Source organism: Streptomyces sp. NBC_00273 (assembly GCF_036178145.1).
In the GTDB taxonomy this organism is placed as follows: domain Bacteria; phylum Actinomycetota; class Actinomycetes; order Streptomycetales; family Streptomycetaceae; genus Streptomyces.
In genome coordinates, this window is the sequence record NZ_CP108067.1 from 6,174,293 (window position 1) to 6,196,764 (window position 22,472).

Annotated in this window: 18 protein-coding genes, 3 tRNA genes and 2 pseudogenes; 14 read left to right on the forward strand and 9 right to left on the reverse strand. The window is 71.8% G+C overall.

The features are described 5' to 3' along the window. Positions 1-30 precede the first annotated feature (30 nt). Positions 31-104: transfer RNA gene (locus OG386_RS27310), tRNA-Lys, on the reverse strand. 222 nt (positions 105-326) lie between these two features. On the opposite strand from OG386_RS27310, the gene OG386_RS27315 reads away from it, so the two are divergent. The 5 genes and pseudogenes from OG386_RS27315 to OG386_RS27335 all read left to right on the forward strand — a co-directional run bounded on the left by OG386_RS27315 (position 327) and on the right by OG386_RS27335 (position 6,404). After that, positions 327-1,715, forward strand: a complete 1,389-nt coding sequence (locus OG386_RS27315; RefSeq protein WP_328790301.1) for a peptidoglycan-binding protein — start codon at positions 327-329, stop codon at positions 1,713-1,715. Next, positions 1,712-3,685, forward strand: a complete 1,974-nt coding sequence (locus tag OG386_RS27320) for an SPFH domain-containing protein (RefSeq protein ID WP_328790302.1) — start codon at positions 1,712-1,714, stop codon at positions 3,683-3,685. Before OG386_RS27315 ends, OG386_RS27320 begins: the two co-directional genes overlap by 4 nt. Before the next feature lie 184 nt (positions 3,686-3,869). Beyond that, entirely contained in the window at positions 3,870-4,463 is a 594-nt protein-coding gene (locus OG386_RS27325) for a lytic polysaccharide monooxygenase auxiliary activity family 9 protein (protein ID WP_328793377.1), read from the forward strand. 26 nt (positions 4,464-4,489) lie between these two features. Continuing rightward, positions 4,490-6,159 (forward strand): annotated as a pseudogene (locus tag OG386_RS27330) (AMP-binding protein). Positions 6,160-6,212: 53 nt separating this feature from the next. Next, a complete protein-coding gene (locus tag OG386_RS27335; RefSeq protein ID WP_328790303.1) occupies positions 6,213-6,404 on the forward strand; it encodes a hypothetical protein in 192 nt (63 codons plus the stop codon). Positions 6,405-6,413: 9 nt separating this feature from the next. Here the strand turns inward: OG386_RS27335 and OG386_RS27340 are convergent, their stop codons facing one another. Further along, positions 6,414-7,358, reverse strand: coding sequence for a LysR family transcriptional regulator (locus OG386_RS27340; RefSeq protein ID WP_328790304.1), 945 nt, complete (start codon positions 7,356-7,358; stop codon positions 6,414-6,416). 71 nt (positions 7,359-7,429) lie between these two features. Here OG386_RS27340 and OG386_RS27345 point away from each other — a divergent pair, with 71 nt between their 5' ends. From OG386_RS27345 to OG386_RS27360, 4 genes are all read left to right on the forward strand, one after another. Then, entirely contained in the window at positions 7,430-8,164 is a 735-nt protein-coding gene (locus tag OG386_RS27345; protein WP_328790305.1) for an SDR family oxidoreductase, read from the forward strand. Positions 8,165-8,306: 142 nt separating this feature from the next. Then, entirely contained in the window at positions 8,307-9,593 is a 1,287-nt protein-coding gene (locus OG386_RS27350) for a sensor histidine kinase (protein WP_328790306.1), read from the forward strand. Next, positions 9,575-10,231, forward strand: coding sequence for a response regulator transcription factor (locus tag OG386_RS27355; RefSeq protein WP_328790307.1), 657 nt, complete (start codon positions 9,575-9,577; stop codon positions 10,229-10,231). The genes OG386_RS27350 and OG386_RS27355 overlap by 19 nt, the downstream gene beginning before the upstream one ends. Before the next feature lie 48 nt (positions 10,232-10,279). Next, positions 10,280-10,353 (forward strand) — tRNA-Lys (locus OG386_RS27360). Positions 10,354-10,454: 101 nt separating this feature from the next. Here OG386_RS27360 and OG386_RS27365 read toward each other — a convergent pair. Further along, on the reverse strand, positions 10,455-11,213 hold the full coding sequence (locus OG386_RS27365) for an IclR family transcriptional regulator (protein WP_030012142.1): 759 nt from the start codon (positions 11,211-11,213) through the stop codon (positions 10,455-10,457). A 250-nt stretch (positions 11,214-11,463) separates the two neighbouring features. Here OG386_RS27365 and OG386_RS27370 point away from each other — a divergent pair, with 250 nt between their 5' ends. From OG386_RS27370 to OG386_RS27385, 4 genes are all read left to right on the forward strand, one after another. Continuing rightward, complete coding sequence (locus tag OG386_RS27370; protein WP_328790308.1) at positions 11,464-12,603, forward strand: LLM class flavin-dependent oxidoreductase; 1,140 nt, start codon at positions 11,464-11,466, stop codon at positions 12,601-12,603. Positions 12,604-12,858: 255 nt separating this feature from the next. Next, positions 12,859-14,559 (forward strand): glycosyl hydrolase family 18 protein, encoded by a 1,701-nt coding sequence (locus tag OG386_RS27375; protein WP_328790309.1) that lies wholly within the window; start codon positions 12,859-12,861, stop codon positions 14,557-14,559. Between the two features lie 160 nt (positions 14,560-14,719). Then, entirely contained in the window at positions 14,720-15,568 is an 849-nt protein-coding gene (locus tag OG386_RS27380; RefSeq protein WP_328790310.1) for a helix-turn-helix domain-containing protein, read from the forward strand. After that, a complete protein-coding gene (locus tag OG386_RS27385) occupies positions 15,528-15,788 on the forward strand; it encodes a DUF397 domain-containing protein (protein ID WP_328790311.1) in 261 nt (86 codons plus the stop codon). The genes OG386_RS27380 and OG386_RS27385 overlap by 41 nt, the downstream gene beginning before the upstream one ends. 95 nt (positions 15,789-15,883) lie before the next feature. Here the strand turns inward: OG386_RS27385 and OG386_RS27390 are convergent, their stop codons facing one another. Continuing rightward, complete coding sequence (locus OG386_RS27390) at positions 15,884-16,615, reverse strand: ALF repeat-containing protein (RefSeq protein WP_328790312.1); 732 nt, start codon at positions 16,613-16,615, stop codon at positions 15,884-15,886. A 128-nt stretch (positions 16,616-16,743) separates the two neighbouring features. Then, entirely contained in the window at positions 16,744-18,627 is a 1,884-nt protein-coding gene (locus OG386_RS27395; RefSeq protein WP_405787331.1) for a putative bifunctional diguanylate cyclase/phosphodiesterase, read from the reverse strand. Between the two features lie 346 nt (positions 18,628-18,973). On the opposite strand from OG386_RS27395, the gene OG386_RS27400 reads away from it, so the two are divergent. Next, entirely contained in the window at positions 18,974-20,209 is a 1,236-nt protein-coding gene (locus OG386_RS27400) for a M6 family metalloprotease domain-containing protein (protein WP_328790313.1), read from the forward strand. A gap of 88 nt (positions 20,210-20,297) precedes the next feature. Here the strand turns inward: OG386_RS27400 and OG386_RS27405 are convergent. From OG386_RS27405 to OG386_RS27420, 4 genes and pseudogenes are all read right to left on the reverse strand, one after another. Then, positions 20,298-20,371 (reverse strand) — tRNA-Lys (locus tag OG386_RS27405). Further along, positions 20,362-20,986, reverse strand: a pseudogene (locus tag OG386_RS27410) (bifunctional DNA primase/polymerase). Before OG386_RS27410 ends, OG386_RS27405 begins: the two are co-directional and overlap by 10 nt. A 143-nt stretch (positions 20,987-21,129) precedes the next feature. After that, positions 21,130-21,471, reverse strand: a complete 342-nt coding sequence (locus OG386_RS27415; RefSeq protein ID WP_328790314.1) for a hypothetical protein — start codon at positions 21,469-21,471, stop codon at positions 21,130-21,132. A gap of 324 nt (positions 21,472-21,795) precedes the next feature. Then, on the reverse strand, positions 21,796-22,365 hold the full coding sequence (locus OG386_RS27420; protein WP_327385264.1) for an NADPH-dependent FMN reductase: 570 nt from the start codon (positions 22,363-22,365) through the stop codon (positions 21,796-21,798). Positions 22,366-22,472 lie beyond the last annotated feature (107 nt).

The following is a 22,472-nucleotide window of genomic DNA, read 5'->3' on the forward strand; positions in this document are numbered from 1 at the left end:
AGCTTTCGCTGCGGGGGTTTCTTCCGTCTGTGCGCCGCCAGGGACTCGAACCCCGGACCCGCTGATTAAGAGTCAGCTGCTCTAACCAACTGAGCTAGCGGCGCTTGCTGACAGGGAAAACTCTACCCCACCTCCAGGGGTGCCCGTGACCAGCCACGCCCGCCTTGTCCGATTAACCCATGTTTGAGGGGTTTATCGTGCACCATATGTCTGCGCGTGCCGCACCTGATGCCACATCAGGTGCGGCTCCGGCCGACCGGTGACGAGTGGACGAGCAGGGGAGTGGACGGAACCGCATGACGATGCAGCCTCCGACGCATGTGCAGATGCCTATGCCCGGTTTCGAGGAGTACGAGCCCGCGGGCGACTGCGCGTGCCGGGGCTGCGCGCAGCGCCGCCGCGCCCTCGTCCGCGCGCGGGCCATACCGCTCCGGGACGGGGGGCACCCGGCCGCACGCGGCGCCCGCCGGGCGCTGGTGCTGGCCACCGCCGCGGGAGTGGTCCTGAGCGGCGGCAGTACGGCCGCGGTGGCCTTGACCACCCCGCCCCCGACCCCTACCCCGACCCCGGGGCCGGCGGCCCTGGACGACCCGGGTTCCCCGCAGGGCGCCCGGACCCCGCTGCACGGCCCCAAGGGCGGGCCGGTGGGCAAGCCCGGCGCCCCGGCCAGGCCCGGCGCGGTGCGGCGGATCGACCGGGCGACGATCATCAACCGGGCGAAGCTGTGGCTGGACGCGGAGGTCCCGTACAGCATGTCCGAGTACTGGACGGACGGGTACCGGCAGGACTGCTCGGGCTACGTCTCCATGGTCTGGAACCTCGGGTCGAACGAGTGGACCGGCAGTCTCGACAAGTTCGCCACCAAGATCGAAAAGGATGAGCTGCTGCCGGGGGACATGCTCCTCTTCCACAACCCGGCGGACCCCAACAACGGCTCGCACGTGGTCATTTTCGGCGGCTGGGTCGACTCGACGCGCACGCACTACGTCGCCTACGAGCAGACGCGCCCCAACACGCGGAAGCTGGCCACGCCCTACGGGTACTGGAGCAACGCGACGAAGTACGTCCCGTACCGCTTCAACGGGGTGCCGGCCGGGATCCCGCCGGAGGTCCCGGGCGTCCCGGAGGCACCGGGCGCACCGGGTGTCCAGCCGCCGCCGGCGGGCTCCAAGCCGGGGGACGCGACGGTCTTCCCGGGTGCGGACAAGTTCGGCCCCGGGAGCACGAACGACTACGTCGCCCAGCTCGGCCGGATGCTGATCGAGCGCGGCGCGTACCGCTTCTACCCCAAGGGGGTGGCCGACCGGACGTGGAGCGACCACGACAAGCTCGCCACCGCCGCCTTCCAGCGCGCACAGGGGTGGACGGGTGCGGACGCCGACGGCATTCCGGGCACGCACACCTGGAAGCTGCTGGTCGACAAGCAGGGCAAGAACATCCCGCCGACGGTGGGGGCCGCGCCGGGGCCGGGCGGCGTACGGGCCTATCCGGGCGCCTTGGTGTTCCGCCCTGGCCAGTCGAACGAGGCCATCAGGGCGCTCGGTCGCCAGCTGGTGAAGAAGGGCTTCGGCAAGTACTACACATCCGGTCCGGACCTGCGCTGGAGCGAGGCCGACCGCCGCAACGTCGAGGCCTTCCAGCGTGCGCAGGGCTGGACCGGCGCATCGGCCAACGGCTACCCGGGCCCGGAAACCTGGCGCCGGCTGTTCGCATGACGGAGGTAACGATGTTCCCCACGCGCACCACTTCGACGACGGGCACCTTCCGAGTGCCGCCGCTGGGCGCCCCGGTAGCGGTCCGTGCGGCGGATCCCGCCCCCGTGCCCGAGCCCCTGCCCGCCCCCGTTCCCGCCCTCGCCTCCGTGCCCGAGCCCGCAGTCCCGGCGGCAGCTCACCCGGTGTGGGCCGCGGAGCCGACGACGCCCGTGCCTGAACCGGTGCCCGCCCTGGTGGGCAGCCCCGCCCCGCCGGAGCACGCCGTCGCCGCCGAGACCTCGTTCGGCTGGGCCGCGGCGCGGGCCGCCCGCCCGGCGCCCGAGCTGCCGCACGGGTGGGAGGTGCCGGCGGCCCGGACCCACCCGTACGAGGAGGGGGACCAGGGCGTCGGGGCCCCGGCGGCCACGGCGGGCCTGGACATCCCGCACCCGCAGGACGCGGAGGCCCCCGCCGGGCCGGCCACCCTGCGCCTGCGGACGGCCGAGGCCGAACCCGAGGCCCGCCCCGAAGCCGTGCCCGAACCGGTAGCCGAGCCCGAGGCCGAGCCCGAGGCCACGCTCGAAGCCGTGCCCGAACCGCTAGCCGAGTTCGCGCCAGCGCCCGAGCCAGCGCCCGAGCCCGAGCCCGACTTCGAGTTCGACTTCTATTTCGGGGCCGAGCCCAAGGCCGAGCCCAAGGCCGAGCCCAAGGCCGAGCCCAAGGCCGAGCCCAAGGCCGAGCCCAAGGCCGAGCCCAAGGCCGAGCCCAAGCCCGAGCCGGAGCCCGGGCCGGAGACCGCCGCTGCTCCCGGACCCGTGGACGCGGCGCCACCGCCGCACTCCGGCATCCCCGGACCCGGACCGGTCGAGATCGTCGCCCAGGCGGTGGCCCGCGGCCTGGACGAGGCCGGTGCCGCGCCGGGCCTCCCGGGCCCCGGAGCCCGCCGGGGCACCTCGGTCACCGAGGTGCCGGTGCACCTCCCGTTCCGCGACACGCAGCAGCTCCCAGCAGTACACGTACCCGCACCCGCACCCGCACCCGCTCCCACGCCCGCCACCCGCGCCCCGCGCCCCGCCCCCGGCCGCCGGGTCCCGCGTGGTGACGACCGGCTCCGGGAGCACCGCGGCCCGGTGCTGCCCGGCTGGGTCGGCGTGGTCGTCGGCGGGACGGCCCTCGCCGGTTGCGCGGCCGTGCTCTGGCGGGCCGGGGTCGTCCCCGCCGCCCTCGTGGCCGCCTTCGGCGCGGCCCCCCGCGCCTACCACGGCCTGCGCGCCACCCACTGGCCGCCGCTCGCCTTCCTCGGGATCGTCGCCCTCGTGTCGCTCGGCGGACTCGGTCGGGCCCGGGCCGGCCACGCCTGGGTGCTCACCCTCTTCGGCCGCTACCGCGGCACGGTCCGGCGTACCGGTCTGACCTGGGTGAGCCCCCTGCTCCTGCGCCGCCGGGTCGACGTACGCCTGCGCCACTGGCGCAGCGACCCGATGCCCGCCGTGGACGCGGGCGGCCTCGCCCTCCAGGTCGTCGTCCAGGTCGTCTGGCAGGTCAAGGACACCGCCCGCGCCACGCTCGCCGTCGAGGACCACACGGAGTACCTCGCCGAGCAGGTCGAATCGGCGATGGCGCGCGTGCTGTCGCAGCTGCCCGCCGACGCCTTCCACGAGGACGCCCCGACCCTGCGCGACGCCGAGGCCGTCGGTGACGCGCTGACCCGGATGCTCGCGGCCGAGACCGAGGCCGTCGGGATCGAGGTGTTTTCGGCCCAGCCGACCCGGATCGAGTACGCGGCCGAGGTGGCCGAGGCCATGCGTCGCCGCCGGGTCGCGGCGATCGACGCCAAGCACCGGGACACGGTGCTGAGCTCGGTCGTGGACGCCGTCGACGACACCGTCCACCGGCTGACCTCGCGTGGGTTGGTCGAGCTCGACGACTACGAGCGCAAGGCGCTGGTGAAGGACCTCACGGTCGCCTTCTACACGGGCCGCTCCGAGTAGGGGGCGGACGTCCAGCGGTACGGGAACGGGTGGCCGGAAGGTAACGGACCACCCGTTTTCCCATTGGTCTGGACATGGCCAACTCTCGTCAATAATCTGGGACTTGGTCTAGACCTAATCCCCACGTGCGCGCGCTCTCACCGAACTCCCCCCACGTTCAAGGAGCATCATGCGTCCCATCCGCATGCCCAAACGGGCCGGCGTCGCCGCGCTCGGCCTCGGCCTCGTCGCCGGAATCACCCTCGTCAGCGCCCCCGCCGCCAGCAGTCACGGCTACACCGACACCCCGATCAGCCGCCAGAAGCTCTGCGCCAACCGCACCGTCTCCAACTGCGGTGCGATCCAGTGGGAGCCGCAGAGCGTCGAGGGCTTCAAGGGGTTCCCGGCCGCCGGTCCCGCCGACGGCAAGATATGTTCCGGCGGACTCTCCCAGTTCTCCGAGCTCGACGACCCGCGCGGCGGCGCCTGGCCCACCACCAAGGTGACCAGCGGGCAGAGCTACGCCTTCCGGTGGCAGTTCACCGCCAACCACTCCACCACCGACTTCAAGTACTACGTCACCAAGAACGGCTGGACCGGCACCAAGGCCCTCACCCGCGCCGACCTCGAACCCCAGCCCTTCCTCACGGTCGCCTACAACGGCGCCCGCCCGGCCATGACCACCGTCCACCAGGGCGCCATGCCGAGCGGCAAGACGGGCCGGCACCTGATCCTGGCCGTCTGGACCGTCAACGACACCCCGATGGCCTTCTACGCCTGCTCCGACGTTCAGTTCTGACGTAACGTCAGCTACCCTCCGGCGGCATGCGGACGACGACTGCACCCGAAACCGTCGCGGAGCTCATAGCGCGCCAATGGGGCGACCACCGGCCCGGGCTGAAGCACGAGGACGGTGTCCTCACCCACCACCGGACCGCCCAGGAGGCCGCCGCGCGCGCCGCGCTCCTCGTCGACCTCATGCCTCCGGGGGCCGAGCCGCACCTCGGGGTCCTGCTCGACAACACCCCCGAGTTCCCGTTCTGGCTCGGCGCGGCGGCCCTCGCCGGGGCCGCCGTCGCCGGGATCAACCCCACCCGGCGCGGCCCCGAGCTGGCCCGCGACATCCTGCACACCGACTGCCGGATCCTGATCACCGAGCGCGCCCACCTGCCGCTGCTGCGCGGCCTCGACCTGCCGGGCGTGCGCGTCCTGGTCACCGGCACCGAAGAGTACGAGGCCCTCCTCGCCCCCTACGCCGCCGCCAAGCCCGGCGAAGCCGCGCTGCGGCCCCCCGGCCCCGATTCCCGCCTCCTCCTCTACTTCACCTCCGGCTCCACCGGCGCCCCCAAGGCCGCCATCTGCAGCCAGGGTCGGCTCGCGGCCGCCGGAGCCGCGCTGGCCCGCCAGTTCACCGTCACCCCGGACGACGTCCACTACGTCTGCATGCCGCTCTTCCACGGCAACGCCGTCATCGCCGACTGGCTGCCGGCGCTCGTCGGCGGGGCCCCGGTGGCGCTGCGCCGCCGCTTCTCGGCCTCCGCGTTCCTGGACGACGTACGGGTTTACGGGGCCACGTACTTCACCTACGTCGGGAGGGCGATCCAGTACCTCCTGGCCACCGAACCCCGCCCCGACGACCGTGCCCACGCCCTGCGCCTCGGCTTCGGCACCGAGGCCGGGGCGGTGGACGCGGCCCGCTTCGCCGAACGGTTCGGGGTCCGCCTGGTGGAGGGCTACGGAGCCACCGAGGGCGGCGCCTCCGTCCGCGGACCCCGGACACCCCGCCGGGCGCCCTGGGACGGGCGGGCGCGGGCGACGACCTGGCGGTGATCGACCCGGAGACGGGCGCCGAATGCCCGCCCGCGGTCCTCGACGCGGACGGCCGCCTGCTGAACGGCTCGGCGGCGATCGGCGAACTGGTCAACCGCGGCCGCAGCCTCTTCGAGGGCTACTGGCGCAACCCGGACGCGGAGGCCGACCGCACCCGCGACGGCTGGTACTGGACGGGCGACCTCTTCTTCCGCGACGGAGCGGGCTTCCTCTACTTCGCGGGCCGCACCGACGACCGGCTCCGCGTCGACAGCGAGAACCTCGCCGCGGCGGTGATCGAGAACATCCTGGCCCGCTGGACGGACGCGGCGGCGGTCGCCGTCTACGCCGTCCCCGACGAGGTGGCGGGGGACCAGGTCATGGCGGCCCTCGCCCTCCGGGAGGGCGCGGCCTTCGACCCGTCCGCCTTCGAGACCTTCCTCTCCGGCCAGCCGGACCTGGGCACGAAGATGGCCCCGCGCTACGTCCGCACCGTCGCGACCATGCCGACCACGGCGACGAACAAGATCCACCGCGTCTCCCTCCGCCACGAGGGCTTCCGCTGCGAAGACCCCGTCTGGCACCGATCCCCGGCCGGGGGCTACCGCCGCCTGGACGCGGCCGCCCTGACCGCGCTTGTGGCGGAGTACGAGTCGCACGGCCGGTCCGACCTGCTGGCCCACTGACGCCGGCCCGCCCTTGTCGGGGTTCCGGCACCGTCCACGGGAGCCGCCTGGCGGTGCACACGTACGACGCCCAGATCACCGAAGGTGACCCGCAGCCGCTGCCGGACGAGGTGGCGCTCGACGGCGACCGACGTCTCTTCGAGCAGCTCAGCGCCCGGGACCCGAACGAGTGGGACGTGACGATGCGCCACCTCGTACGCCCCGGGGCACGCCTCCCGCCAACGGCTGCGACCGCCAGGGGTTGAGTACGCCGGTCAGGCCAGTGCGGTCACGTGGTCAGGGTGGTGGGTGGCGACGTCGTGGGCGGCTTGGACGAAGGCGGCGACGGCTGCGGATCGCGAGCTCTCCGGCCAGGCGACCATGACCGCGCTGGGGCTGAGGCCGGTGACCGGCCGGTACGCGATGTCCGGGCGCTGGTGCCGCTCGGTGGTGGAACGTGACAGGAACGCCACCGCCTGCCCCAGCGCGACCACCTCCAGGAGTTGCTCGACGCTGGCCACGAGCGGCCCCTCAGGAGTGTCAGCCGGCGCCGAGCCCGTGTGGCCCTCGCCCGCTTCTGCGCCGTCGTACCCGTTGTAGTAGGCGGTGTTGGAGGGGGCTGCCCCCTTCCAGCGCGGGATCGGTTCGCCCTTGAGGTCGGTCAGCCGCAGTCGCCGGCGTTCGGCCAGGCGGTGCGCGGCGGGGAGGACGGCCAGTCGCGGCTCGACCACGAGCGTCTGGGAATCCAGCCCTTGACCGTCGAACGGGCTGCGCAGCAGCGCTACGTCGGCGCGGCCGTCCCGCAGCATGGCGATCGGCTCTCCGCTGCCGCCGACGACGACTTCAGGCGGCGGCAGATGCGAACCCGTTCCCCGGTAGGCGGCGAGGATCTCCCCCAGCAGCCCGGCATCGCCTCCCGGTTTGACCGCCACGACGAGCTGGGGTGTCGGCTGACCGGCCCGGCGTGCTCGCCGGGCCGCCGCGTGCACCGCGTCGACCGCGATCCGGGCCTGGTCGAGCAGCACCTGACCGGCGTTGGTCAGCCTCACCTGCCGGGTGGTGCGCTCCAGCAGGCGTACCCCGAGCCGGGACTCCATCTGAGCGATCGTCTTCGACAGCGGGGGCTGCGCCATCCCCAGGCGTTGCGCGGCCCGGCTGAAGTTCAGTTCCTCGGCGACCGCGATGAAGTACCTCAGCTCCCGCACCTCTAGCTCACTCATATCTGTGGACTATAGATCGAGAGCCTTCTGGTCTTTCCCTACCGCCCGTGGGTGAGGGGAGGCTGGGTGCCATGACGACTTCGCAGAAGACTGCTCTGATCACCGGCGCGAACAAGGGCATCGGCAAGGAAACGGCGCGCAGGCTCGCAGCCCTCGGCATCACCGTGCTGATCGGCGCCCGCAACGCCGGGCGTGGCGAGGCGGCGGCCGAGGAGCTTCGCGCGGGCGGCGCCGACGTACGGTTCGTTCCGCTGGACGTCACCGACGAGGACTCGGTCCAGGCCGCCGCCAAGCACATCGACGCCACGTTCGGCCGCCTCGACATCCTCGTCAACAACGCCGCGATCGCCGCTGCACCGCAAAAGCCGAGTGAAGCCTCAGCCGCTACCTTCCGGCAGGTCTACGAGACCAACGTGTTCGGCGTCATCGCGGTGACCCACGCCATGCTTCCCCTGCTCCGCCGCTCCGCCGCCGCACGCATCGTCAACATGTCCAGCGAACTCGGCTCCCTGACCCACCTGGCCGACGCGGGCAGCCCGTGGTCCGCCTACTACTCGATCCTCCTCCCTTACTGCACCTCGAAGAGCGCGCTGAACGCGATCACCGTGCTCTACGCCAATGAACTGCGCGCCGAGGGGATCCTGGTCAACGCGGTGAGCCCCGGCTACTGCGCGACCGACCTCAACCGCCACACCGGGATGCGCACGGTGGAGGAGGGCGCGGCCGTGGCGGTTGACCTGGCGACCGTGGGCGAGGACGGCCCGACGGGCGCCTTTCTGGCCGAGGACGGGCCGATTCCCTGGTGAGACCATGCCGCGCCGCGAAGTCCAGCCCCGCCGGCGTTTGAGGCGCGGGGCCGGGCGGGGCCCGGGGGTGGGGCTGGGCATACCCGGCGGACGCCCACTGGGTCCATGGTCCGGGCGGGCGGTACGCGGCTAGCGTGCCCGCATGGACGATCACCCCCGCACCCCCTGGCAGGCCCTGGCCCGCGGCCGGTACCTGCGTTCCGCCTGGCCCTGGCGGGCCGCCGGGTACCTCGGCGGGAGCGTCCTCACCGGGATCCCCGTGCTCCTCGTCCTCGTGCTCCTCGCCGGGGTCGGCGCCACGCTCAGCCTCGTCCTCGTCGGCCTGCCGCTGCTCGCCCTGCTCGGGCTCGTCGGCGTACCGGCCGGCGCCGTCGAGCGCCGCCGGCTGCGCCTCGTCGACCGCGGCCCCGCCGGCACCCCCCACCGCACACCGGCCGAACCCGGCCTCCTGGCCTGGGCCCGGCTGCGCTACCGCGAGCAGGCCACCTGGCGCGAGCTCGCCTACGCCGTCCTGCACGGCCTCCTGCTCTGGTGGGTCGACCTCGCCGTCGTCGCGGCCCTGCTCGGTCTGCCGCTGCTCCTGCTCACCACCCCGCTCCAGCTCGTCCTCGCCGCCGACGGCGAGGTCAAGGTGGTCAAGCTCTGGCTGGTCACCTCCTACCCGCCCGCCTTCGCGGTCGCCGCCGCCGGGGCCGTGCTGCTCCCCGCCCTCCTCTATCCGCTCGGTGCCCTCGCCGGGGCCCGCGCCGCCCTCACCCGCGCCCTGCTCGCTCCCCGCGGGCGCGAGCTCCAGGGCCTGCTCGCCGAGGTCACCCGCTCCCGGGCCCGGCTCGTCGACGCCTTCGAGGCCGAGCGCCGCCGGATCGAGCGCGACCTCCACGACGGCGCCCAGCAGCGGCTCGTCGCCCTCACCATGACCCTCGGCCTCGCCCGCCTCGACGCACCCCCGGGCCCGCTCGCCGACCGGCTCGCGACGGCCCACGACGAGGCCGGCAAGGTCCTCGCGGAACTGCGCGAGCTGATCCACGGCATCCACCCGCAGGTGCTCACCGACTACGGCCTCACCGGCGCCCTCGCCGACGTCGCCGAGCGGTCCGCCGTCCCCGTGGACGCCGATCTGAGCACCGGCCTGCCGCGCCTGCCGGAGTCCGTCGAGGCCGCCGCCTACTTCGGGGTCTGCGAGGCCCTCGCCAACATCGGCAAGCACAGCGGCGCCGCCCGCGCCGCCGTCACCGCCCGGCACACCGGTGCCGCGCTGCTCATAGACGTCACCGACGACGGCCGCGGCGGCGCGGACCCGGCCGCCGGGTCCGGGCTGACCGGACTGGCCGACCGGATCGCGGTCCTCGATGGGACACTGACGATCACCAGCCCGCCCGGCGGCCCGACCGTTCTGAGCCTGGAGATCCCTTGTCCGGTGAGTCCTTGAAGATCGTCCTCGCCGAGGACGGGGTCCTGCTGCGCGAAGGGCTCGTCGGCCTGCTGACGCGTTTCGGACACCGGGTGGTGGCCGCCGTCGGGGACGCGGACGAGCTCCGTCGCGCCGTGGCCGTCCACGACCCGGACATCGTCGTGACCGACGTACGGATGCCCCCGGGCCTGGCCGACGACGGACTGCGCGCCGCCGTGGAGCTCCGGGCCGCGCGCCCGGACCTGCCGGTGCTGGTGCTCAGCCAGTACGTGCAGCGCTCGTACGCCGCCGACCTGCTGGATTCCGGGGACGGCGGCGGCGTCGGCTACCTGCTGAAGGACCGGGTCGGGCAGGTGGAGCAGTTCCTCGACGCGGTGGTCACGGTGGCCGCCGGCGGCACGGTGGTGGACCCGGAGGTCGTACGCCAGCTCCTGCGCCGGCGGCGCGACCCGCTGGCGGCGCTGACCCCGCGGGAACGGGAGGTACTGGGCCTGGTGGCGGAGGGGAAGTCGAACGGGGCCGTGGCCCGGGAGCTGGTGGTGTCCGAGGCGGCCGTCGGCAAGCACATCGGGAACATCCTGGGAAAGCTCGACCTGCCGCCCGCCGAGGACACCCACCGCCGTGTCCTGGCGGTCCTCGCCTACCTCCGCGGCTAATGGTTTTGAGCACCCCTGAGGACCAGGTAGTATTTTCTCTGTCAGCAGGCGCCGCTAGCTCAGTTGGTTAGAGCAGCTGACTCTTAATCAGCGGGTCCGGGGTTCGAGTCCCTGGCGGCGCACCTGTCCTTCGGGCGGTTTCCGGTCTCACCGGGAACCGCCCGAAGTGTTTTCCGAGCCCGTCGGGCCTAGTGCCGCCCCGCCGTCGTCCCGGTTGCCGGCGCTAGAGCGTGAGCGACAGCAGCAACGGTGCGGCCTTCCGGTTCAAGGTGTCCGCCGCGGCCCGCAGCCGGTGCGCGTGCTCGACCGGCATCGACAGGGCCAGGCAGCCCACCGAGGCCCCGGCCGTGATCGGGACCGCCGCGCAGACCGTGCCCACGGCGTATTCCTGCAGGTCCAGCATGGGCACGGTGGCGGGCTGGGCATCCAGCTTGGAGAACAGGATCCGCTCGTTCACGATCGTCTTCGACGTGAGCCGCGCGATCTTGTGCCGGGACAGGTGGTCGCGCCGCCCGTTCAGGTCGAGCTGCGTCAGCAGACACTTGCCGACCGCGCTGGCGTGCGCGGCGGAGCGGAAGTCGACCCACTCGTGCACCTTCGGGGTGCGGGGACTGTCCGCGAACTGCGTGATCCTGACCTCGCCGTCCACGTACCGGCTGATGTAGACGGCGGCGCCGACCGAGTCGCGCAGCCGGTCCAGGGTCTCCTGGAGCTTGTCGGTGAGCGCCTGCTGCCGGTCGATGCCGGAGCCGAGCAGGACGAGGGAATCCCCTATGGCGTAAGCACCGTCGGACACCTGCAGGACGTATCCCTCCCGGCGCAGCATGAGCAGCATCGGAGCGAGATGGGCTGCGGGCAGGCCGGTCTCACGCGCGATCTGCACGTCCGTCACACCGCCGGTGTGACGTGCGATCGTTTCGAGTACGCGTAGTGCGTACTGCACCGAGTGGAACGGCGCGGTCGGCTCGGGCTTCAGCGCCACGGTTTCCCCCTAGCAGGTTGTTACCGCTTGCCCTACCACGATAGCCATCAAGAGGCCCATGTGGAGCGCCGGTTGGGGAGATTGCTGGCTCAATTATGTCTGTCTGCCTGGACCTACTCCACTGGCATATGCCAGCGGCATGATCATCCCTCGCTCCCTCCGGGAATGCCCGGCGACCGCCCACGGTTCGAGTTCTTCGTACGGTGTCGCACTGATGCCGCACGTACGGTAGAGCGAAACGGGAGCGACCATGAGTGACGCAGGGGACGACGCACGGGCCCACGTGAGGACGGGTGCGGCGGAGAACCGGAACGCGAGCGGGATCCGCGGCACCGCCCACGGCCGGGCGACCGTACCGCTCTCCGTCCTGGACCTCGTCACCGTCGGCGCCGGCAGCACCGCCCACGCCTCCCTCCGCACGAGCGTCGAGATCGCCCGCCTCGCCGAATCCCGCGGCTACCACCGCCACTGGGTCGCCGAGCACCACTCCATGCCCGGCGTCGCCAGCTCCTCGCCCGCCGTGATCCTGGCCCACCTCGCCGCGCACACCTCCCGCATCCGGCTCGGTTCCGGCGGGGTCATGCTGCCCAACCACGCCCCGCTCGCCGTCGCCGAGCAGTTCGGCACCCTGGAGGCGCTCGCCCCGGGCCGGATCGACCTCGGGCTCGGCCGCGCCCCGGGCACCGACGGCCGCACCGCCCTCGCGCTGCGCGGACCGGGTCGCCTCGACGAGGCCGCCGACGAGTTCCCCCGGCAGCTCGCGGAGCTCACCCGCTTCCTCGACGACGACTTCCCCGACGGGCACCCGTACGCCCGCGTGCACGCCGTACCGGGCCCGGTCCAGGGCCCCGCCGGCCGGCCGTCGCTGTGGCTGCTCGGCTCCTCCGGCTTCAGTGCCCGCCTCGCCGGCGAGCTCGGCCTGCCCTTCGCCTACGCCCACCACTTCTCGGCGGCCGGCACCCTGCCCGCGCTCGACCTCTACCGCCAGAGCTTCCGCCCCTCGGCCGTCCTCGACGCCCCCTACTCCGTCATCGGCGTCTCCGCGCTCGCCGCCGACACCGACGGGGCGGCCCGCGCCCAGGTGCTCACGGGCGCGCTGTCGATGCTGCGCCTGCGCACCGGACGGCCCGGCCTGATCCCGACGCCCGAAGAGGCGGCGGCGTACGCGTTCTCCCCGCTGGAGCGGGAGTTCGTCGACAGCTGGCTCGCGAACGTCGTTCACGGCACCCCCGACGAGGTCCGCACCGGCCTCGACGACCTGGCGAAGCGCACGGGCGCGGACGAGCTGATGCTGACCTCCAACGCCCACAGCGGGGCGGCCCGGTTGCGCTCGTACGAGCTCATCGCAGATGCGTACGGCTTGCCGGTGGAGGCGCCCGCCGCCGATTGACGCCGTGCGAACGGCGTTTGGCTGGTTTGTTGCCGAAACCTTGCGCAGAGCTACCTGAAGGCAGCCTTAAACCGCTCGTCACCCGGGGTGGCGGGCGGTTCCTGATGTGCGCTCAGGTCTCTGACTTGGGGAAATAGCGCGTGAGTGGTCTAGTCCTTCTTTGGTCCGAACCATTGACGTGGGGGTGGAGTGATCGCTATCACTTCTCTCACCCGAACCGCTTGAACTCCCCTCCCACCCCCACGGAGACAGCTCATGCACATCCGTAAACCACTCATCGCTGCCGCCGCCACGGCCGCGTTGGCCGCCGGAGCGCTGGCCTCCTTCGCGGGACTCGGCACCGCCCAGGCCGCCGGCGCCCCGGCCGGCGCCGCGGCGGCGGCGGGAGGCGTCCGCATCGCCTACTACGACCAGTGGAGCGTGTACGGCAACGCCTTCTACCCCAAGCACCTCGACACCCGCGGCATAGCGGGCAAGTTGGACGTCATCAACTACTCGTTCGGCAACATCCACCCCACCAACCTCACCTGTTTCGAGGCGAACAAGGCGGCGGGCGACGACAACAACCCCAACGCCGGTGACGGCGCGGGCGACTCGTACGCCGACTACCAGAAGTCCTTCAGTGCCGCGGACAGCGTCAGCGGGGTCGCCGACAAGTGGGACCAGCCGATCGTCGGCGTCTTCAACCAGTTCAAGCAGCTGAAGGCCAAATACCCCCACCTGAAGATCAACATCTCGCTGGGCGGCTGGACCTACTCCAAGTACTTCAGCGACGCGGCCAAGACCGACGCCTCCCGCAAGAAGCTGGTCTCCTCCTGCATCGACCAGTACATCAAGGGCAACCTCCCGGTCGAGGGCGGCTACGGCGGTCAGGGCGTCGCGGCCGGCATCTTCGACGGCATCGACATCGACTGGGAGTACCCGGGCTCGTCCGGCGGCCACCTCGGCAACCACTACGCCCCCGAGGACAAGCAGAACTTCACGCTCCTGCTCAAGGAGTTCCGCGAGCAGCTCGACGCCTACGGCCAGGCCAACGGCGGCAAGAAGTACCTGCTGACCTCGGCCCTCCCGGCCGGCCAGGACAAGATCAAGTACATCGAGACCGACAAGATCGGCGCGTACCTCGACTACGCGAACATCATGACGTACGACATGCACGGCGCCTGGGACGGCGACGGCCCCACGTACCACCAGTCCCCGCTCTACTCCGGGGCGGGCGACCCGACCGACCCGATCGCGCCGGGCACCCAGAAGTACAGCATCGACAACGCGATCGACTCCTGGATCGACGGCAACCCGGCCTACGGCATCACCGGCGGCTTCCCCGCCAACAAGCTGACGCTGGGCTACGAGTTCTACTACCGCGGCTGGAAGGGCGTCCCCGCCGGGGCGAACAACGGCCTCGCCCAGTCCGCGACCGGCGCCTCGGGCGCCCGCCCCACCAGCCAGCAGGCCGGCATCGCCAACTACAAGGAGCTCGGCGGCCTCGTCGACAACCCGGCGACCACCTTCTGGGACGACCAGGCCAAGGCCTCGTACTTCTACAAGGACGGCGAGTTCTTCACCGGCCTCAACCAGAAGTCCATCCAGGCCCGGGTCGACTACGGCAAGCAGCGCGGCCTGGCCGGCGCGATGATGTACTCCCTGCTCGGCCTGGACAACAACACCACCCTGCTCAACCAGATCTCGGACGCCCTCGGCGGCACCACGGTCCCGCCGACCACCCCGCCGACGACGCCTCCGACCACTCCGCCCACGACCCCGCCGACCACGCCCCCGACCACCCCGCCGACGGGCTGCGGCTCGACCCCGGCGTACGTCGCGGGCACGGTCTACACGGCCGGCAACGAGGTCGCGCACAACGGCCGCAAGTACAAGGCCCAGTGGTGGACGCAGAACGAGACCCCGGGCACCACGGGTGAGTGGGGCGTCTGGAAGGACCTCGGCGCCTGCTGATCTCCCCCCACCCCGCGCCGAGCGACGCCTCCGCCCCGTCCTCACTCTCCCGTGGGCGGGGCGGAGGTGTGTCACATGGTTGCGGGATTCCGGACATCGCTCCGTGTCGGTATCGCTACGCTCGGCCACAAGCCCGTTCTCCGCTTGGGGGTGCCGTCCCATGGCCGTCGTCCGTGACATCGATCCCAGTGCCTCACCGCTGGACTACTACAGCTACGAGCTGCGCAGGCTGAGAGAAGAGGCGGGCCTGAAGCAGGCCCAGCTGGGCGCGATCATCTTCTGCACCGGGTCGCTGATCGGCATGATCGAGAACGGCAAGCGGGTCCCGACCCGCGACTTCTCGGAACGGGTGGACGCGGCGCTGGGCACGGGTGGTGTGTTCTCCCGCCTGGTGGGGCTGGTCCTGCGGAGCGTGCTGCCGACGTGGTTCCAGCCATACGCCGAAATGGAGGCTCGGGCGACGTACATCTCCACGTATCAGGCGCAGCTGGTGTACGGGCTGTTGCAGACGCCTGACTATGCGCGCGCTGTGCTGGCTAGCGGGCTGCCAGATGAGTTGGACGACATGCTGGCCGCGCGACTGGAACGCCAGCGAATCTTGAACCGGGAGCACCCGCCCATGGTGTGGGTGGTGCTCGACGAGGCCGCGTTGTACCGACCGATCGGTGGCCTGGAGGTCATGCGGGACCAGCTGGCCCACCTACTGAGCTTTCGCGAGAAGCGCTGGGTGCGGATCCAGGTGCTGCCCTTTGCAGCTGGTGAACACGCCAGCCTCATTGGCTCGTTCACCGCCATGAGGTTCGAAGATGACCCGGACATGGTCTATTCGGAGGACCTCATCTCCGGACACATGACGGCCAACCCTGACACGGTCAAGGAAGCCGCGCTTCGTTACGCTCACGTGCAGGCCGCTGCTCTCTCCGTTGAGGCTTCGGCGGCATTGATTGTCCGCGTAATGGAGGAACGTTATGGGCATCAACCAGAACCTGACCAACGCGCGGTGGCGTAAGTCGAGTTATAGCGGGAACACCGGCGGCGAATGTGTCGAGTGTGCCCCCCTCGGCCCTACGGCCTGGCGCAAGGCCTCGTACAGCGGCACCAACGGCGGCGAATGCGTCGAGGTGGCCGCACAGCCCTGCGCGGTCGCCGTCCGCGACTCCAAGAACCCCGGCGGGCCGGTCTTCACGGTCACGGCAGCCGCGTTCACCGCGTTCGTCCGGAGCCTCTGACCGTACGCCGGAGCGGCAGCCCCCTCGGCGGGGGCTGCCGTGGGCGGTCCGCCGCCGGCCGGGCAGTGGCCGGGGGCGGACCGCGGTCTCAGGGGTCAGACCTGGAACTGGCCGACCGTGATGAAGTAGCGGAGCTCCTCCGGGGTGCCGTCCACGACCTTCTGGGCCGCCGCGTACAGGGCTTCGCTGATGCCCGGGCGGGCCAGGATCACGCCCACGGCGACGCGGTCGTCTTCGGCCTGGGCCAGACGCAGGCCGGTCTTCAGGAACGCGGTCCGGTCGGCCGGGGTGCCGTCCATGGCCTTGCTGGCCTCGCGCTTGACGGCCTTGCCGGTGGCCGGGTTGGCGAACACGATCCTGCCGATGGCGACCCGGTTGTCCTCGTCCTGGGCGATCGCCAGACCGGTCTTCAGGAACGCGGCGCGGTCTGCGGCGGTGCCGTTGAAGGCCTTGATGGCTTCGCGCTTGACGCCCTTGCCCGAGGCCGGGTCGCCGTAGATCTTGGCGATGGCGACGCGGTTGTCCTCGTCCTGGGCGATCGCCAGGCCCGTCTTCAGGAAGGTGCGTACGTCCTCGATGGTCCCGTCGAGGGCCTTGTTGGCCTCCCGGATGACGGCCTTGCCCGGCTTGGCGGCCAGGATCCGGCCGACGGCGACGCGCAGGTCGTGGTCCGACATGGTGTCGTACGGCGACTCCCCGGCGGTGACCGCGGCGACCTTGGCAGGGGCGGCGGCGGCCGAGCCGGCGGCCAGGGCCGGCGTGGCGAGGAGCAGGGCCGGGGCCAGGGCGCCGACGGTCAGGGCGAGTGCGGTACGGGTGAGTTTCATGGTGCTTTCCCCCACGGATCAAGGAACTTGGTCAAGAACCTTTGGCCCGAAGATCGTCACAAGGGGGATATGGCTTGTCCAACGCTGATAGGGCCCCTAGACGGCCCGAAAGCGGCGAAGTGGAACGGCTAGCGGGGGTGTTCCGCGCCCGGTCTGGTGCCGATCATCTCGGCGATCCGCTCCGGGGCCACGGCCCGCGAGTAGAGCCAGCCCTGGCCGGTGTCGCAGCCGACGCGCCGCAGCCGTGCCGCCTGTCCGGCGGTCTCCACGCATTCCGCGGTGACGGTCAGGCCGAGCCGGTGGGCGAGCTGGACCAGGGCTTCGACGATGGTCTCGTCGGCCGGGTTCGGGTGCGCGCCCTCCTCGTAGCGGAATCCGCGCACGAACGAACCGTCCAGTTTCAGAACTGATACAGGAAGTCTGCTGAGGTAGGCGAGGTTCGAGTAGCCGGTGCCGAAATCGTCGATCGCGATCCGCACGCCCATGTCGCTGAGCGCCTGGAGGGCCTGGAGGGGGCGCCCGGCCGAGCCCATCACCGCGGACTCGGTCAGCTCCAGTTGCAGCAGCTGCGGGGCGAGGCCCGTCTCGGCCAGGATCTCCGCGACGTCGCCCACGAGGTCCGAGTCCCAGACCTGCCGGACGGCGACGTTGACGGACACGAAGACCGGGGAGTCGCTGGGCTGTTCGATCTGCCAGCGGCGGGCCTGCCGGCAGGCGGTCCGCAGGACCCACTGTCCCAACTGGACGATGGACCCGTCCTCTTCGGCGATCCCGATGAACCGATTCGGCGTGAGCGTGCCGAATTGCGGGTGGTTCCAGCGCACCAGGGCCTCGACCCCGCGGACCGCGCCGCTCTCCAGGTCCACCAGCGGCTGGTACTCCAGCTCGAATTCCTCTCGTTCCACGGCCGGTCGGAGCGTGGAGGAGAGCGCCTGGCGGGTCATGCGGTGCGCGTTGCGCTCCGGGTCGAACAGCGTCCAGCGGGCCTTGCCGTCCGCCTTGGCCCAGTACAGGGTCGTGTCGGCGGCCTGCATCAGGCCGGTCGCCGAGGTGCCGGTCGCCGCGCGCTCCACGACCCCGATCGAGGCGGAGACGGACAGCCGCTGCCCGGCCAGGTCGAAGGGTTCCTGTACGGCGGCCAGCACGCTCCGCGCCAGGTCCGCGAGCTGTTCGGTGCCGGTGGAGTCCTCGACCAGCAGGGCGAACTCGTCGCCGCCGAGGCGTGCGACCAGGTGCCCGCCGGTGCGCCCGTAGCCCGACTGGTCGGCGCACTGGGTGAGCCGGGCGGCGACGGCGGTGAGCAGCCGGTCGCCGACCCGGTGGCCGAGGGTGTCGTTGACGGCCTTGAACCCGTCGAGGTCCAGGTAGCACAGCCCGATCCGGCCGGTGCCGCCGCCGTGTTCGTACGAGGCGGCCTCCAGCGCGGCGGAGAGCCGCTCGAAGAACAGGGCGCGGTTCGGCAGGCGGGTGACCGGGTCGTGCATCTGGAGGTGGCGCAGGCGGGCCTGGAGGTCGCGGCGGTCGCTGATGTCGGCCACCGACAGCAGGACGTCCCCGGTGTCGGGGACGGGTCCGAGGGTGACTTCGGTCCAGAGCGAGTGCCCGTCGGGGTGTTTGAGGCGGCGGGTGCAGCGCAGTCGGGCCTGCCGGCCGCGGAGCACCTCCTGGTACGCGGCCCAGGTGCGGGCCTCCGCGGCCAGGTCGACCAGGTCGGCGGCGGACCGGTGGACGAGCGCGTGCGGTTCGCTGCCGAGCAGCCCGGCGAAGGCCTGGTTGGCGGCGACCACGTAGCCCTCGCGGTCGACGACGGCCATGGCGAGGTGGGCCGCGTTGAAGGCGGCCCGGTAGTCGCGCAGGTCCGAGTCGACGGCGCGGTACGGCGGGGCCGGCGCCGCCTGGGCGGCCTGAGTGGCCGATACCGATGGCACTGCCGGCACTGCCGGGTGACGCTCCGTAATGGCCGATCGGATGCTGTCGGCCGCCGAACCGGTTCCTTCTGAGGTTCCGCTCACCGTTGGCTCCCGCAGTGTTCGTGAGTGTCCGCGCAGGAAAGTGTGCCGATCATAGAGGCTGCGGGGAGGCCCTATCCAGCGGCGCCACGGGTTGAGACGGTTCGGTTCGGTGTGATGACGGATCGACGACGGAAGACCGGGCGATCGTTTCTGCGCGGCTCTGAGCATGCCGAGGCCCCTGCTGATCTCAGGTGATCGGTCGTGACTGTCTGTAGGTAGTGGCGTGAAGTTCGAGGGTCACCGACTTGCCGTACTACTCACTCGTGTGGGGCAGCGGAACAGGGCATTAGTAAGACAATCGCCTCAAGGTGGATGAACAGGTACGAATCCACCACCGGAGGTCGATGTGGCGCGACAGCAGACACCCGGGGGAGTGGAACGCTCCCGCATCCGAAGTACCGCCGCGGCGCTCACCTCCCTGACGGCGCTCGCCGCCATGTCGCTCGTCGCCGGTCCCGCAGTGGCCGACTCGGGAGCCGGACCCTGCGCGCTGACCCGCACCTCGGCGCACCACTCCCTCGGCCTGGACACCTGGAACGGCGCCTACCCCAAGCCCGTGCGCACGCTCAACGCCGTCATGGTCTTCCTCTCCTTCCCCGACCACCGCAGCGCCCTGACCACCGACCAGATCGTCGGCGACTACTTCCCCGCCACCAGCGACTTCTTCCAGCAGGCCTCGTACGGGCGGTTCCGGCTGGTCCCGCACCCGCAGAAGCAGTGGATCCAGATGCCCAAGCCGTCCACCGCGTACGGGATAAAGCGGGACTGGGCTCCCGGGGACCGGGCCTCCTACCTGCGGGACGCGGTCGCCACCGCCGACGCCCAGGTGGACTTCCGCAAGTACGACGTCGTCTACTTCGTCGCCGACCCGGACGCGCCCGGCGTGGACTCCGACGCCACGAAGGTCGTCAACTTCGAGCACCCGATCGTCGCGGACGGCACGGAACTGCGGCGGATCGTCACCGTCTTCGAGCGCCACCCGCCGGACCGGAACGTGCTGGCCCACGAGACCGGGCACGTCTTCGACCTGCCCGACCTCTACCACCGGCCCACGGACGGCAAGGGCGACTGGGACACCTACGTCGGGGACTGGGACGTCATGGGCAGCCAGTTCGGCATGGCCCCCGACCTCTTCGCCTGGCACAAGTGGAAGCTGGGCTGGCTGGACGCCTCCCAGGTGGACTGCGTGCAAACGGGCTCCTCGCTGCACACCCTGCAGCCCCTGGCCCAGGCCCCGCTGAGCGGCGGAACGGGCGGCACCCGGCTCGCGGTGATCCGTACGGGCCCCGGCAGCGCGATCGCCGTCGAGGCGCGGGGCTCCGCCGGCAACGACGGGGACACGTGCACGGAGGGCGTCCTCGTCTACCGGGTGCGCAACGAGGCGTCGTCGGGCGGCGGCCCGATCGAGGTGCTGGACGCGCACCCGTCGACGGAGGCGTGCTGGGACCGCTCGGTGTACCCGCCGCTGGCGGACGCGCCGCTGGAGGTGGGCGAGACCTACACCGTGCCGGGGGAGCGGATCACCATCGAGGTCGCGGACCGCACCCGGTCCGGCGCGTACACGGTGAAGATCACGACCTGACCGCCGGGCGTGCCGCGGGGCGGACCGCGGCGCGCCCCGCCGGACAACGAAGAAGGCCCCCACTCGCGTGGGGGCCTTCTTCCGTCTGTGCGCCGCCAGGGACTCGAACCCCGGACCCGCTGATTAAGAGTCAGCTGCTCTAACCAACTGAGCTAGCGGCGCTTGCTGACGAGGAAGACATTAGCAGGAGGATCGGCGGAACGAAAAATCGATATCCCCAGGTCCGGTCGGTGCGGGGGTGCGGGCCGCCCGTACGAAGGCCCAGAGCAGGGCCTCGGGCCCGGGAAGCCAGGGCTCGCGCGCATCGGGGGCCACGAGCCACCGGGACTGCCCGGGCGTGGCGGCCAGCGGCGGCACGGTGACGGCGTCGCCCCGGCCGTGACACAGCGGCGCCGGTGCGGTGCGGGAGCCTCCCCACTCCTCCCACGCCAGGAGGGCCGGCAGCCGGTGCGCGGTGCCGGGGGCGGCGAAGAGCAGCATCCGGCCGCGGTGCACGGCGACCGGCCCGGAGCCGGGGCCCTCGGCCCAGAGCAGGTCGAGGATGCGGCGCCCGAGGACGAGCGGGACGTTGACGACGTCGAAGGGGTCGCCGCAGGGCAGCGTGGCGGGCAGTCCGGGCCGGGCCTCCCACACCGCGAGGGTGCGCCGGGGGTGGGCGGCTCCTGAGGTGAGCCAGGCGGCGCCCTGGTGGGTGACGTGGGTGGCGGGCGCGGTGCGGGTGCGCTCGTCGTGCGCATGGAGGGCGGTGCAGCCGGGAGCCGTCGTCAGCGTCGTCATATGCCATTGTCTACCCGCCGTAGCGGACCAGTATCCGCGAGTTACGAAAAACCGGGACGGCGGGGCGGCCATCGGAGTATGGTGCGCCCCTCGAACCGCCGGAGGAGCCGGGCGTCCGGCTCCTCCGACGGTCGATCGAGGCGTTACGGCGTGCCCGTGCCGCGCTGGAGGGTCTCGCCGAATTCGATCATCTTGCGGGCGTAGTCCTCGGTCCACTCGGCCTGTTCGGCGATCAGCGCCGGTGAGAGCCGGTCGAACCGGCGGGGATCCGCCAGCTGGGCCGCCGCCAGGGCCTGGAACTCCACCGCCCGCTCCTGCGCGGCCCGGAAGGCCAGCGTCAGCTCGGTCGCACGGACCAGCAGCTCCCGAGGGTCCTCGATCGACTCCAGGTCGAAGAAGTGCTCAGGGTCCGCCACGGCCTCCGAGGGCTCGAAGAGCAGAGGCGCCGGCCGCAGCCGCCGCTCGGTCCGCTCGTGCTCTGCCATGCGTGTCCTCCTGCTGCGCGTGCGACGTGATTCCGGGCCACCGTCCATTGTCCAACGCCGCGCAAGACCCCTGCGCGACGGGCTAGAACACCCGTATGGCCGGTGAGGCGCACGAGCAGGTCGACGGGCCCAGTGGCGAGGGAGTCGCACAGGCGATCGGGGCGCGTCCTGCTTCGTCGTGCCCCGTCCCGCCCCGCCCGCATCGCGCTGACCGGCCGTCAGTCGCTCGCGCCTCCTTGCCCTGGCGGCCGGTGGGCGGCGCCCTCGGCTACGGCGTACGGGTGCGCGCGCACGCCGCGTACGAGCACCCGGTGGGGACCCGGCTCACACCGTGACGGCCTCGGCGGCGCGCCCGGCCGCCAGTTCGGCCACGTCGTCCAGGACCCCGGCGAGCTCGCCGGCGAGCGCCTCCGGGGCCTGGAAGCCCTCGGGGCCGAGCAGCTTGGGGATGCCCGGGATCGCGACGGAGCGCTCGGCGGGCAGCATGCCGAGACGGGTGAGGATCGGCAGCAGCATCTCGGCGGCCGGGGCGCCGCCGGTGGGGCCGGCGCTGTAGCTGACGATGCCGACCGGCTTGCCCTTCCACTCGTTGTAGAGGAAGTCGATGGCGTTCTTGAAGGGGGCGGTGAAGCCGCCGTTGTACATCGGCAGGACGAAGAGGAAGGCGTCGGCCGAGTCGACCAGGGCGCTCCAGTCGCGGGTGTGCTGGTGCGCGTAGTTGCCGGTGGAGGCGTACTCGGGCTCGTCGAGGAAGGGCAGGGCGATCTCGGCGAGGTCGACGGAGGTGACGTCGAAGCCGCCGCGCTCGCGGGCCTGCTCGGTGACCCAGCGGGCGAGGGGGCGGCCCGCGGAGGTGGGGCGGGTGGCGGCGGAGATGACGTGCAGGCGGGTCATGGTGAGGACTCCCGGTCGGGGTGATCATTGACGTGTCACCTGATCAAACCCAGGATCTGAATGACATGTCAACTAGATAGGTGATGTGTCACCGACCTGGCTAGAGT